General features: G+C 55.0%; 18 protein-coding genes. 17 read left to right on the forward strand and 1 reads right to left on the reverse strand.

The window, feature by feature from the left end:
- Window positions 1-1,297, reverse strand: a 1,297-nt coding sequence (locus HJG40_RS02885; protein WP_226856957.1) for an LPS-assembly protein LptD, incomplete at its 3' end; no start/stop codon positions are given.
- A gap of 86 nt (window positions 1,298-1,383) precedes the next feature.
- Between HJG40_RS02885 and HJG40_RS02890 the strand changes: the two genes are divergently transcribed.
- The 17 genes from HJG40_RS02890 to HJG40_RS02970 all read left to right on the forward strand — a co-directional run.
- Window positions 1,384-2,349, forward strand: a complete 966-nt coding sequence (locus tag HJG40_RS02890) for an aminoglycoside phosphotransferase family protein (protein WP_226856961.1) — start codon at window positions 1,384-1,386, stop codon at window positions 2,347-2,349.
- Entirely contained in the window at window positions 2,346-3,023 is a 678-nt protein-coding gene (locus tag HJG40_RS02895; protein ID WP_226856963.1) for a nucleotidyltransferase family protein, read from the forward strand. The genes HJG40_RS02890 and HJG40_RS02895 overlap by 4 nt, the downstream gene beginning before the upstream one ends.
- The gene (locus tag HJG40_RS02900) at window positions 3,013-3,447 is read left to right on the forward strand and encodes a hypothetical protein (protein ID WP_215862802.1); all 435 of its coding nucleotides are present in this window, start codon (window positions 3,013-3,015) and stop codon (window positions 3,445-3,447) included. Before HJG40_RS02895 ends, HJG40_RS02900 begins: the two co-directional genes overlap by 11 nt.
- 27 nt (window positions 3,448-3,474) lie before the next feature.
- Window positions 3,475-3,753: a hypothetical protein gene (locus HJG40_RS02905; protein ID WP_010640641.1), complete on the forward strand. Its 279-nt coding sequence runs from the start codon at window positions 3,475-3,477 to the stop codon at window positions 3,751-3,753.
- A 24-nt stretch (window positions 3,754-3,777) separates the two neighbouring features.
- Window positions 3,778-4,749: a KpsF/GutQ family sugar-phosphate isomerase gene (locus HJG40_RS02910; protein ID WP_303646299.1), complete on the forward strand. Its 972-nt coding sequence runs from the start codon at window positions 3,778-3,780 to the stop codon at window positions 4,747-4,749.
- Window positions 4,746-5,297 (forward strand): KdsC family phosphatase, encoded by a 552-nt coding sequence (locus HJG40_RS02915; protein WP_215862804.1) that lies wholly within the window; start codon window positions 4,746-4,748, stop codon window positions 5,295-5,297. Before HJG40_RS02910 ends, HJG40_RS02915 begins: the two co-directional genes overlap by 4 nt.
- Entirely contained in the window at window positions 5,297-5,851 is a 555-nt protein-coding gene (gene lptC, locus HJG40_RS02920; protein WP_215862805.1) for an LPS export ABC transporter periplasmic protein LptC, read from the forward strand. The genes HJG40_RS02915 and lptC overlap by 1 nt, the downstream gene beginning before the upstream one ends.
- Entirely contained in the window at window positions 5,841-6,371 is a 531-nt protein-coding gene (gene lptA, locus HJG40_RS02925) for a lipopolysaccharide transport periplasmic protein LptA (protein ID WP_226856965.1), read from the forward strand. The genes lptC and lptA overlap by 11 nt, the downstream gene beginning before the upstream one ends.
- Window positions 6,368-7,093, forward strand: a complete 726-nt coding sequence (gene lptB, locus HJG40_RS02930) for an LPS export ABC transporter ATP-binding protein (protein WP_215862807.1) — start codon at window positions 6,368-6,370, stop codon at window positions 7,091-7,093. Before lptA ends, lptB begins: the two co-directional genes overlap by 4 nt.
- Window positions 7,094-7,105: 12 nt before the next feature.
- Window positions 7,106-8,539 (forward strand): RNA polymerase factor sigma-54, encoded by a 1,434-nt coding sequence (locus tag HJG40_RS02935; protein WP_215862808.1) that lies wholly within the window; start codon window positions 7,106-7,108, stop codon window positions 8,537-8,539.
- A 116-nt stretch (window positions 8,540-8,655) separates the two neighbouring features.
- Window positions 8,656-8,997, forward strand: coding sequence for a ribosome hibernation-promoting factor, HPF/YfiA family (gene hpf, locus HJG40_RS02940; RefSeq protein WP_215862809.1), 342 nt, complete (start codon window positions 8,656-8,658; stop codon window positions 8,995-8,997).
- A 9-nt stretch (window positions 8,998-9,006) separates the two neighbouring features.
- Window positions 9,007-9,453 (forward strand): PTS sugar transporter subunit IIA, encoded by a 447-nt coding sequence (locus HJG40_RS02945; RefSeq protein WP_215862810.1) that lies wholly within the window; start codon window positions 9,007-9,009, stop codon window positions 9,451-9,453.
- 20 nt (window positions 9,454-9,473) lie between these two features.
- On the forward strand, window positions 9,474-10,406 hold the full coding sequence (gene hprK / locus HJG40_RS02950; protein ID WP_215862811.1) for an HPr(Ser) kinase/phosphatase: 933 nt from the start codon (window positions 9,474-9,476) through the stop codon (window positions 10,404-10,406).
- The gene (rapZ, locus tag HJG40_RS02955; RefSeq protein ID WP_215862817.1) at window positions 10,406-11,305 is read left to right on the forward strand and encodes an RNase adapter RapZ; all 900 of its coding nucleotides are present in this window, start codon (window positions 10,406-10,408) and stop codon (window positions 11,303-11,305) included. The genes hprK and rapZ overlap by 1 nt, the downstream gene beginning before the upstream one ends.
- Window positions 11,302-11,709: a PTS sugar transporter subunit IIA gene (locus tag HJG40_RS02960; protein WP_215862812.1), complete on the forward strand. Its 408-nt coding sequence runs from the start codon at window positions 11,302-11,304 to the stop codon at window positions 11,707-11,709. Before rapZ ends, HJG40_RS02960 begins: the two co-directional genes overlap by 4 nt.
- 130 nt (window positions 11,710-11,839) lie before the next feature.
- Window positions 11,840-12,112, forward strand: a complete 273-nt coding sequence (locus HJG40_RS02965; protein ID WP_215862813.1) for an HPr family phosphocarrier protein — start codon at window positions 11,840-11,842, stop codon at window positions 12,110-12,112.
- Window positions 12,109-12,753, forward strand: a 645-nt coding sequence (locus HJG40_RS02970) for a phosphoenolpyruvate-utilizing N-terminal domain-containing protein (RefSeq protein WP_264317491.1), incomplete at its 3' end; no start/stop codon positions are given. The genes HJG40_RS02965 and HJG40_RS02970, both read left to right, overlap by 4 nt.

Raw genomic sequence — 12,753 nt, forward strand, 5'->3', positions numbered from 1 at the left:
GGAAGCCCCAACCCCGGCTGAAGCGCCATCCCAGAGTGGGGGTCAGATCCAGGCGCTGACCAATGGGTCCGGTGGAAGCAGAAAAATAATTGAAGCTGCTATGCCAGTTGAAGTAGCCGCTGCGTCCCACCCGCCAGTAGCCATCCGCATAAATGCGCGGCAACTGGGCATAAGGCGCGCTGCTGTCTGGCGCGAGTTCCTGGTAACCCTGTAATACGGCGCCGGCGCTAATGTGGGCATTGTTGTAATAAATGCCGCCCGTCGAGGTAATGTAAGGGGCGTTACCAATACCGCCAATAAAACTGCTGCCGAAACCTGCGGTGCTGCCGAAATCGGAAAGAAAGTTTTTGTAACTGACACGATTGTAATTGACGTTGAAACTGAAGCCATCGCCGAGATTCTGGTTGTGCTGCCAGGATAATGCCCAGACGTTTTTATGGGTCAGTTGATCCGAAGGTAACAAATCCAGAAAAAGCTTGCCGCTGTAGTTTGGTTCGAGGTAACGAAATTCGTTTTGCAGCATGACGCCACGCCGAGTGAAGTAGTTCAGAGTAAAGGTGTCATCCAGGTTGCGGGAAATATCAAAATAATAGGGTATGCCCAGATAAAAGCCGTTGACGGTGGAACTGCCCACGCCGGGGGCCAGAAAACCGGAGTGGCGCTTGAGCGGGAAACTGAAATAGGGCATCCAGAATACCGGAACGCCGGATACATTCAGCGTAGTATTTTTGGTCGTCACATAGTTGTCGTTCTGGTTGAGGTCGATCTGACTGCTCCATAGTTGCCAGGCGGGTACCTTGCCGTGGCAGGTTGTGTAGCAAGCCTCATTGAGCTGATAGTGACCTTTGCTCAACTCGCGACCGCTTTCTGCATGACCATGTCCCTGCTCGGCTTCGAGCAGATAACGGGGGTGTACGACTATTCCCTCGTTGGCCTTGAGATGAATGGTCGCCTGGGGGGCTGCTGTGACCATGCCGGGGCTCACCATCCGCACGTGGCCGTCAGCCAGAATTTCATCTTTGGCCTGGTCGTAGTGCACCGTATCGGCATAAACCCGCCGATCTCCATAAAGCACCTCGACATTACCCTTGGCCGTCCAGTGCCCGCTGCCCATCCCATTGACTTGATCGGCATACAGGGTCACCGGCTTTTCGACGGTCGTAGCCCAGGCGAGGCCAGGGCTTAGCAATGCTGCCAGCAGGGCCAGGCAAATGCGGCGACGCGGAGAGGCAACGTGCCCGGACGGAAGAGTTTTTCCGCGTCGAAATTGGTGAACCTGCTGAAGAGGGCTTTTCATAGGCGCCTAAAATCGCACAAAATGCTTTTATGTCGCAATCTCTAAACACCAGAAAAATTTTGACGCCCGCTGTTTCGGCCGGAGCAATGTCACCAGATGCAGCAGCCTGGCTGCAGGCCAAAGGTGTGGATGCTGGACAATCCCAGGCCATTCCCGGTGATGCCAGTGGTCGGCATTACTGGCGCTTGACGGACCGACGGCTGTTTATAGATGCGCCGCCACCCGAGGATATTTTGCCCTTTCTGCGGATACAGCAGCGCTGGCAAAATGCGGGGTTGCCAGTGCCAAAAATTCTGGCAGCGCAGTTGCAACCGGGATTTGTACTCCTTGAAGATCTGGGAACTACGGATCTCAAGGCCATTCTCGATACAGACACGGAAACGGAGTTTTGGATGCAGCAGGCGCTGGATCTTATTATTGCCCTGCAAAGCGCGGGCAGAAAGGATGATGCGCGTCCTCGCCTACCGTTTTTTTCAAGGCAACGTCTGGGCGAAGAGCTGACTTTATTTCATGACTGGTATTTGCTCAGGCATCTGGGGGTGACGCCGGATGAGGAAGCGCAGCAGAACCTGCAAAGGCTTTTTGCACTGTTGCAGGATAACGCCCTCAATCAGCCTCAGGTATGGGTCCATCGGGATTTCCACGCCCGCAATCTCATGCTGCAGACTACCCCTCGGCGCTTGGTGATGATTGATTTCCAGGACGCTGTGACCGGCCCCTGGACCTATGACCTCGCCTCCTTGCTTTGGGATCGTTACTGGGATTGGGGCGCTGCCCGCCGGCATCAATGGATTCTGGATTTTCAGCGCAGACTCACCAAAACCGGCAGGATTGCAATGCCACAAGAGTCATTTGTGCGCAGTGTCGAATGGATGGCATTGCAACGTAATATCAAGATTTTGGGAATTTTTTGCCGCTTGGCTTATCGCGACGGCAAATCGGGTTATCTGGATTTACTGCCGCAATTTCGCAAATATGTACTGGATGCTTTAGCCAGCGATGCGCAGCTGCAAATATTTTTCCCGCAGTTCTCGGCCTGGCTGGCGCTATGACCCGGGCGATGATTCTCGCGGCCGGACGGGGTGAGCGCTTACGTCCCTACACGGACCATCTTCCCAAGCCCTTACTGGAAGTCGGGGGTAAACCCCTCATCGTGCGGCATCTGGAATCTCTGGCCGCTGCTGGCGTCCGCGAGGTCATCATCAATATCGGTTATCTGGGCGACCTGATTGTGGAAAGATTGGGCCATCAATGGCAGGGGTTGCGCATTGTCTATAGTGACGAAAGGTCGGGTCGCCTGGAGACGGGCGGCGCTTTGATCCGGGCCTTGCCACAACTGGGAGATGCCCCTTTTTTGCTGGTCAACGGAGATATTTGTACGGATTTCCCCTGGGATTTTCTGCTGCAGGCGCCTTTGGCTTCTGTATGTTTGGTCCTGGTTCCTAATCCACCCCATCATCCCGCAGGAGACTTTGCCCTGAATGCGGGGATGGTGGCGTTGCAGGGCGAAGAACGTCATACTTATGCGGGAATTGCCCGCATTAACCCGGCGCTGTTGCGGGGCTACCCGGAACAGTCGGCACCCTTGGCACCCTGGTTGCGACAGTGGATTGCAGCGGGTGTGGTAGAAGGGGCCCTGTATCAGGGAATATGGAACGATGTAGGCACGCCGGAGCGGTGGCAAGTGGCGCAGGAAACATGCAGGGTACGGCAAGATGGAATTTGACCTGGTAGCCGTTCAGGACGCGATATCTGTGTCCGTCGAACTCCGAAAACGCTGGCGGAAAGACTGGGTTGATTTGATGGAACTCGCTGTCTGGGGGGATTTGCGCAGTCAGCAAATTGGGCTTGGCGGCAAGTTGCGCAAACGGGTTCTGGAGTATGGTGAGCGTTTGCGCTCTTACGTCAGTGACCGAAGTTGGATACCTCATCCTCGCGAACAAATTAAAAATGCCCTGAGCACCAGTTTGCAACTGCGTGAAGTCATTGAAAAGGTGGGTGAATTGATGGGTCAGTTTGCTGAAGGAGAAGATCTCGCCCGTTTGCAATCATTCTGGCAGGATTTCAGCGACCGCCTGATGGCCGATATTACTGAGCGCGAAGGGAAACTGGTACAATTGTTGAATCAGCAATATCACGAAGAAGTTTAACTTGACTCAGGTCTTCCAGCAGAATTTATGAAAATTGTATATACGTTGGTCATTATTGGTGCGCTAGCACTTTTTGCGCTGCTATTGTGGTGGGCGCGTGGGCAAGTGCTTGTCGGTAATACGCCCAAGGACAGCAGTAACTGGTATGCGCAGCATCCCGAAAGCCTGGCCGCAGAAAATATGCGTTGCTGGACCTTGCTGCGCCAGACTTCATTTGCGGATATTGACAAGGTCATGGCGGCGCATCCCCATTGTCATGCAGTCTATGAAGCCATTCAGGAACAGGACGGTGATCGTGCAGATTGAGTGTTTGTCAGAATGGCAGTAAGCATGGATGTAGATAATTTATTGGCTACCGGGCGTGATGTTTTGCGTCTGGAGGCTGAAGCGGTGAGTGCATTGGAAGCGCGCCTTGACGACAGTTTTGTCCAGGCTTGTGGGTTACTTCTCCAATGTTCGGGCCGGGTGGTCGTGAGTGGTATGGGTAAATCCGGCATCATCGGCAAAAAAATTGCCGCGACCCTGGCCAGTACCGGCAGTCCCGCTTTATTTCTGCATCCTGCGGAGGGTAGTCATGGCGATCTGGGCATGCTGACCCGCTCTGATTGTCTTCTGGCGCTCTCAAACTCGGGTGAAACGGCTGAATTGCTGGCCATTCTTCCGGTGGTCAAGCGTCTGGCTGTGCCACTGATCGCCATGACCGGCAATCCCCAATCGACCCTGGCGCGCAGTGCCGCTGTGCATCTTAATTGCAGTGTGCAGCGCGAAGCCTGTCCTCTGAATCTTGCGCCGACGGCGTCTACCACGGCAACTCTGGCCATGGGCGATGCCTTGGCCATGGCCTTGTTGCAGGCGCGCGGATTTTCGGCGGATGATTTTGCCCTTTCTCATCCTGGTGGAAGCCTCGGCAAGCGTTTGTTGCTCCGGGTTCAGGATGTGATGCACCAGGGCCAGGCTTTGCCAAAGGTGCTCCTGAAAACCATGCTGCGTGACGCGGTTCTGGAGATGAGCAGCAAAGGCTTGGGGATGACCGCCGTGGTGGATGGCGAAGATCGGGTATTGGGTATTTTCACCGATGGAGATTTGCGGCGTGCCTTTACCGAGCGTCAGGATCTTTGGGAGCAACCCATGTCGGCCCTGGCTCATGCCCAACCCTGCAGCATCCGCGCTGAAGCACTGGCGGCCGAGGCTTTGGCCCTGATGGAGGCCAAGCGGGTGGGGGCGCTGCTGGTTGTGGACGACAATCACCGGTTAGTCGGCGCATTGAATATGCATGATTTGCTGCGGGCTGGCATTGTATGAAGCATTTGGCAGCAGAAACCCTGATGGAAAGCGCTGCGCAAATCCGGCTGCTGATCCTGGACGTGGATGGGGTGATGACCGACGGACGGCTGTATTTTGATGATGCCGGTACCGAAAGCAAAGCCTTTCATGTGCGCGATGGTTACGGGATCAAGCTGCTGCAGGCGCATGCGGTAGAATTGGCCATTATTACGGCACGGTTTTCTCCAGCGGTGGCGCATCGTGCCCGAGATCTGGGTATCAAACATCTTTTCCAGGGCTGCCGAGACAAACATCTTGCTTACAGTGAGCTGAAGCTGGCGCTGAATATTGAAGATGCCATGGTTGCTTATATGGGTGACGATCTGATTGATTTGCCCATTTTACAGCGCGTCGGGCTGGCCACTGCGCCGGCTGATGCCCATCCGGAACTGGCCCAGCGGGTTCACTGGCAAAGTCAGTATGCGGGTGGCCGAGGGGCCGTCCGGGAATTATGTGAGCTGATTTTGCAGGCCAAGGGCTGCTGGTCCGCCGTTTTGACCCAGGCTGGGCAACAGGGGCATTGTTGATGCTGCGTTTGCGGCTTCCCAGCCTGGGTTTTACCGTGCTGGTTATGTGTCTTGCCGGAATGGTCTGGTGGTCATGGCCGCAGCGCCCCCTGTCGCTCCCGCAAATTGACTGGCACGGTCAAATTCATAAGGGCGATCAAGCCGCTGAAGATGTTGTCATGCGCCAGTATGATGCCGCCGGGAAGCTGGATTTGCTGGCCACAGCGCAGACGGCCTATCACGAACCGCGTCGCGATCAGACCATACTCAAAGACGTCGCAGTCAAACGTTTTCGACCCGGCCAGGAACTCAATTTGCGCGCCAATCAGGGCAAGGTCGATGGATCCAGCCACCTGATTACCCTGTGGGGGAATGTCATCGGGACAATGAAACCAGATACCCGTTTTCTGACCGGGAGGGTGCACTATAACCCGCAAACGGGCATTATTAGCACCCAGGATCCGGTTCGTCTGGAACATGGTCAGGACTGGATGACCGGAATAGGGCTCTGGGCGTCGGTCAAAACCGAGGAGGTCAATATTTTGCGGAATGTACGTGGTGTTTATGCGCCTTAAGTCTGGCTCGATAGGGCGCTACTGGCCGGTCGGGCTGGTGATGGTTTCCCTGGCGGCCCTGGCGGCCCCTGCTGCCCAACAGACGTTGGCCAAAGGACCCATTCATATCAGTGCAGATACGCTGCATGCCGAAAACAAGCCCTCCCAGCAGGCCACTTATCTCGGCAATGTCGTGATGACCCAGGGCGACGTGGTCATTCATGCCAACAAACTCGTCATAGCTGCCCTGCAGGGCAAAGTACAGACGGCCACGGCAACTGGCAGTCCCGTCAGCTTTACCATGTCCAGCGCCCAGCGCCACGGCTATGGAAATACCCTGATTTACAAACCGGGTACGGGGGAGATTGTGCTGCAGGGAGATGCCCATCTCTGGCAGGAAAAAAATGAAATCAGTGGCCAGCAGGTGACGTACTTTTTGAATAACCAGCAAACGGCAGTGACGGCAGCCCCCGGACAGCGCGTCCACTCCGTGTTTTATCCCGCAGCAGCAAACCGCTCTGCCAGCGGTGGGAGGCCATGAGCGATCTGCTCCAGGCCCAGTCCCTGTTCAAGTCCTATCGTCGTCGTACGGTCGTCCGGGATGTTTCTGTTCAGGTTGCCGCCGGAGAAGTCGTGGGCTTGCTCGGCCCCAATGGCGCTGGCAAAACCACCACTTTTTACATGATGGTCGGACTGGTACGCCCGGATCGTGGTCATATTTTTTTGCAGCAGCGTGATATCACTGCATTTCCCATGCATGAACGAGCGCGTATGGGATTGGGTTACCTGCCTCAGGAACCATCTGTATTTCGGCAAATGAGCGCGGCAGATAATATTCTCGCGGTTCTGGAGACCCTGCCACTCAGTAAAGCCGAGCGCCAGGATCGCCTGGATCAGCTCCTGGCCGAATTGCATTTGGGTCTGCTGCGCGACACCAAAGGGCACAGTCTTTCTGGTGGCGAGCGGCGCCGGGTTGAAATTGCGCGCGCCTTGGCCATGAGTCCGCGCTTCATCTTGCTGGATGAACCTTTTGCGGGGATCGACCCGATTTCTGTTTTGGAAATCCAACGTCTTATTCAGGACTTGCGTGAACGCGGTATTGGTATCCTGATTACCGATCATAATGTGCGCGAAACATTAGGCATTTGCGAACGTGCCTATATATTGCATGATGGGAAGGTGCTGACGGCCGGGAGCCCACAGGAAATCGTGGATGATCCCATGGTCCGTCAGGTATATCTGGGAGATCAGTTTCGAATCTGAATCTGGAAAGCAATGAAACAAGGTCTAGAACTCAAACTCGGTCAGCATTTGGCCATGACCCCGCAACTGCAACAAGCCATTCGCCTGCTGCAGTTATCGACGGTTGATCTGCAACAGGAAGTTCAGGGGATGCTGGAAAGCAATCCCCTTCTGGATGAGGATGCATCCGTTGAAGAATCCGGCGCTTCGGGTAGCGCTCCTGAACCTGGTGAAAGCTCCGGTGAAGATCGCCAGCTGGATCTGGCTGCGGAAGATACTTTGCCTGATGATTTGCCGGTCGACAGTCAATGGGATGACGTGTTTGATCTGGGCACCAGTGCCTCAGGCGGGGGGTCTGATGATGAGCTACCCGACTTTGAGGCACGGAATAGTCACAGTCAAAGTCTTCAGGACTATCTGCGCTGGCAGGCGGATATGACGCACTTCAGCCCTGATGAGCGCAATATGGCGGAGATGATCATTGATGCCATTGATGATCGCGGTTATCTGGTTGAAAATCCAGATGATCTGGCTGCTGCCATGGGCGCTGATGCTGCTGTCTTCCAGGCCGTATTGCTGCGCGTTCAAGACTTCGACCCTCCTGGTGTTGCGGCACGTGATCTGAGTGAATGTCTTTTGTTGCAACTCAGGCAGCTGACGGATGTAGATGCCAGCGTGCAAAAATTGGCGATGGATGTTGTCAAAGACCATTTGCAGGCCCTGGGTCGTCATGATTACCCCCGACTGTGCGCAAGTCTGGGGGTAGATGAAGCGGCGCTGGGGTCAGCCATGGCGCTTATTTCCGCGCTCAACCCCAAGCCGGGTGAAGAAGTCGGTAACGAAAATACCGAGTATGTTATTCCCGATGTGATTGTGCGCTGGTCCGGTAAGCGCCTGCGGGTGGACCTGAATCCTGAGGCTATGCCCAAGCTGCGCATCAATCGCCGTTATGCGGGAATGGCCGTGGGCAAAGATGCTGCCCATAAATACATTCAGGATCAGCTTAATGAGGCACGCTGGTTTATCAAGAGCCTGCAAAGCCGTCAGGAAACTATTTTGAAAGTGGCCCGGGCGATTGTGGAGAGACAGAAGGATTTTTTTATCAACGGACCGGAATCCATGCGCCCCATGGTACTGCGCCATATCGCCGAAACCGTGGAAATGCATGAATCTACGGTATCCCGGGTGACCAACCAGAAATATATGGTTACACCGCGAGGTCTTTTCGAGTTCAAGTACTTTTTTTCCAGTCATGTGGGAACAGACAGTGGCGGCTCGGCATCGGCAACGGCTATTCGCGCCTTGCTCATCAAATTGACCCAGGCGGAAAATTCCAAACATCCTCTAAGTGATGCAGAAATTGCCAAAGTTCTCGCCGACCAGGGCATTCAGATTGCCCGCCGGACGGTAGCCAAATATCGGGAAGCGGCTAATATCCCACCTGCAAGCCAGCGTCGGCGGCTGTAGTTTTCGACGTCGATAAGACAGGGTTTTTTGTGGCGGCAGTTGGCGCTACACTGAAGCCGGACCCCAATCAGGGGCGATTATCATAAACAATCCTCGCAAGAGGACAGGAGAGCGCCATGCAAATTACCATTACCGGTCAGCACCTGGACCTGACAGAAGCCCTGAAAAACCATGCAGAAGATAAAATTGGCAAACTTGATCGACATTTTGATCAGGTGATTGATGCCCGGGTTGTTCTGAAACATGCGCCCCATGAAAACCCCGAAAATACGGCCGATGTGACTCTGCATGCTTCCGGTCACGTGTTTCATGCAGTCTCCCAACATGCTGACATGTACCGCGCCCTTGATCTGGTCACGGAGAAGCTGGAGGGTCAGGTCCATAGTTACAAGGAAAAACGCCAGGACCGACGTAATGACAATCCCTCCGGTCTGGCAGCCATTGTCGAGATGGAATAACCCTTAACCATGACGACTCTGCCCCTAACTTCCCAACAAATTCTGATTGATCCTCCGGTTACGGATGCCGGAGCCGTGCTGGACGCCTTGGCGGCGATTCTCGCAGAGTCAACCGGACAAACAGCCTCGGTCATTGCCGAGGCTCTAAAAAGTCGTGAAGAGCAAGGTTCCACCGGAATCGGCCATGGTGTCGCACTTCCCCATGCCCGCATTGACGGCGTTACTGAGGTAGCTGTGGCGGCCCTGCGCAGTGCTCAGGGAATCTCTTTTGCCGCACCGGATGGTCTGGATGTGCAGGTATTTATTGCGGTGGCTGTACCCAAAACGGCGGCTACGGCTCATCTTGAAATCCTTTCGACCCTGGCGGTACGTTTGGCCTCTGAGGCAGTACGTGCAGACTTGCTTAAAGTGCACAATGCCGAAGGATTTTTTACCGCAATGACCCATTCTGATTAGCTTTTAGGAAAGACGCGGACATGGAAAGGCAAATCAGTCTGCGTCGGCTTTGCGAAGATCTCCACAAGGAGATGTTCTGGGACTGTCTGCATCGACCAGATAATTATTGCCAGCTGCGCGGCGATCCCTGGGCAGAAGACGATGTTGGCGGCGCGGCTCTGGTCGGTTTTCTGAATTTTATTCGTCCCCACGTCGTGCAAATAGCCGGAACTTGTGAAATCCAGTTTTTGCGGGATAACCCTCTGAGTTTTGAGCAATTTCTGACGGGAAAGCTCAGCCTGTTGGTGCTGTGCGAAAGTGAAACACTAAGTCCAGAGCTTCTGGAAGCTCTTCGGTCCCGGCAAGTAGCGGTCATGGCGACCACTTTAGAGGCCCCGAAAGTACTCGCCCGCCTGCAACTGTATCTGCATCGCGAGCTGGCTCCCCGGCAGCAAGTGCATGGGGTATTGGTGGATGTGCTGGGTGTTGGGTTGTTGTTGCAGGGCGAGGCCGGTATCGGCAAAAGCGAGCTGGCGCTGGAGCTGGTTAGTCGTGGTCACCGTCTGGTAGCTGATGACAGCGTATTATGTGTGCGTGAGGCACCTCAGGTGATCACCGGGCATTGTCCGGCCCCTTTGCAAAATTTTCTGGAAGTGCGGGGCTTGGGTATTATCAATATCCGGGAATTTTTTGGTGCGGCGGCTATTGTCCGTTCCAAACGCATTCGTCTGGTGGTCGAAATTCAGGATATGCAGGATATGGAGCTGGCCGACATCGACCGACTGCAGGGTAAGGTCGACAACCTGGATATTCTGGGGGTTCCTCTGACGCGCTTGCGCATTCCGGTTTCGGCAGCGCGCAATCTTGCCGTGCTGGTGGAAGCTGCGGCCCGCAGCCAGTATGTGAAAGAGTCCGGAGGCGACATGCTCGCTGACTTTGAAGAACAGGTACGTCTGAGTGTCGGGGAGGAATGATGGCGGAGCGGGACTTCATCATTGTCAGCGGACTGTCTGGATCGGGAAAATCCACGGTGCTCCAGGCGCTCGAAGATCAGGGATATTATTGTGCGGATAATTTGCCCGCTACCCTGCTGGTGGCTTTTGGCGCGCAGCTGGCGCATCGCGAGGGACAGTCTTTATTGGCGGCCGTCAGCATAGATGTGCGTAATCGCGATTTTTTTGCGGCCTTGCCACAGGCCCTCAAAGATTTACGGGATGCGTATGGGCTGCACCCACGTATTTTGTTTCTGGAAGCGGGTGAAGACACCTTGTTGCAGCGCTACAGTGAAACCCGCCGCCGCCATCCCCTGACCGATGACAGCGCAGCCACTCCCGGTGAATCCCTGCTGAAAGCCCTGCAAAGGGAGCGCGAAATGGTGCAACCTCTCGCTGATATGGCAGATAAAAGGCTGGATACTTCACGGATCAATACCCACCAGTTGCGCCTGCGGGTGCAGGCCTGGAGTCTGGCATCGCAGCACTATGGCGGTTTGGTGTTGCTGCTGCAGTCTTTTGCCTTCAAGCGGGGGCTGCCACTGGATTCTGATTTTGTGTTTGATCTGCGTGCCTTGCCCAATCCGCACTATGATCCGGAACTACGGGCTTTAACGGGACGCGATACTGCCGTACAGGCCTTTTTGGCAGAAAGTCCCGAGCTACAGACCGCACTGGAATCCTTGCGGAGTTTTTTGCAGGTGTGGTTGCCCCCCTTTGCCCGGGAACATCGTAATTATGTAACCGTTTCCCTGGGATGCACGGGCGGGCAGCACCGCAGTGTGTACATGGTGGAAGTGCTGGCGCGTGAATTACTGGGTAGAGGTCAACGCATTCTGATTCAGCATCGTGAACTGAATATCACCGAGACTTTGACATGATTCACCTTGTTCTGCTGACTCATGCAGGTATGGGCGTGGCATTTGCCAATACCTTGGAACATATTTTCGGGACCATGCCAGCAGCCGTCGAAGTTGTGGAGATTTTGCCCGACGATAATCCCGAAACCGGGCGCAAGCGCCTGTGGGAATTAATCGAAAAGCTTCCAGAAGAAGATGCCATGCTGATTCTCAACGATCTTTACGGAGCAACCCCGGCAAACCTGATTCCGGCAATTCTTCCCGAAGACCGCGTCGCAGCTATTAGCGGTTTGAATCTGGCGATGCTGCTGCGGGCTTTATCGCGGCGCGAAGAAGGTTTGACCGCAGCCCGTCAGGGGGCCTTGGATGGGGCTGTGCAGGGCGTTGTGGATATTCTTGCTCTGCGTGCTGCGCCGCGTACCTGAACATAAACCTGGAACGGGTAGCGGTCATTCGCCACCATACCCGGTGTTGTCGGCGCTATGGTCGCACCTTCGCGGTCAGGTTATGCTGAAAACAATTTGAGTCTGAGCTTCTTGTCGGGGAGTGAGTGTTGTGACGGTCCGTGTTGACTATCCTATTATTAATTCGTTGGGCTTGCATGCCCGGCCTTCGGCGAAGTTTGTCAGTATTTCGGCACGTTACCCCTGTGCAGTCTGGCTGGAGCGCGATGATCAGCGGGTCAATGGTAAAAGTATCATGGGATTGATGACGTTGGCTGCAGCCCAGGGAACCATCCTGACTTTGGAAACCGAAGGAGAGGGTGAGCAGGCTTGTGCCGATGCCCTGCTTGCGCTGACTAAGGACCGATTCGGGGAAGATGCATGAGTTTTGAACTGGCAGGTATAGGGGCTTCGGGTGGCATTGCGATTGGTACAGCGCTGGTGCTGGAGCCGACGACGCTGGATATTCCCGAACATCTCCTGGCTCCAGAAGCGGTTGAGGCAGAAGTGTTGCGCTTGCGTGCAGCTCTCAGCAGTGCTCGTGATGAACTTTTTGCGGTACGTGACGTGATTCCTGCTGATGCACCCCAGGATACCCGCCTGTTTATTGATGCGCATCTCCTGATGCTCGATGACCCCGCCTTGCGGGAAAGACCATTACGTTCCATTCGCGAAGATCACCGCAATGCGGCCTGGGCCATTCAGCTTGAACGGGAGCGCCTGCTGGAAATTTTTGATCGCATGGAAGATGCCTACCTGCGTGCCAAGCGGGAAGACATTATTCAGGTGACTGATCGGGTGTTACGGCAGCTCGTCGGTTGGGAGCCGCCGGCGCTGCAGAGCGCGGAAGGACAAATCATCATTGCTGAAGAGTTGAGCCCTGCTGATACCGTGCTCATGAAAAAGGACAAGGTCCTGGCCTGGGTGACTGACTTTGGCGCAGCAAACTCGCACGCCGCCATTCTCGCACGGAGTCTCGGACTGCCAGCGGTCGTTGGCGCCCATTCTGCCAGTCGTCTGCTACGC

Source organism: Acidithiobacillus concretivorus (assembly GCF_018853445.1).
Classification (GTDB): domain Bacteria; phylum Pseudomonadota; class Gammaproteobacteria; order Acidithiobacillales; family Acidithiobacillaceae; genus Acidithiobacillus; species Acidithiobacillus concretivorus.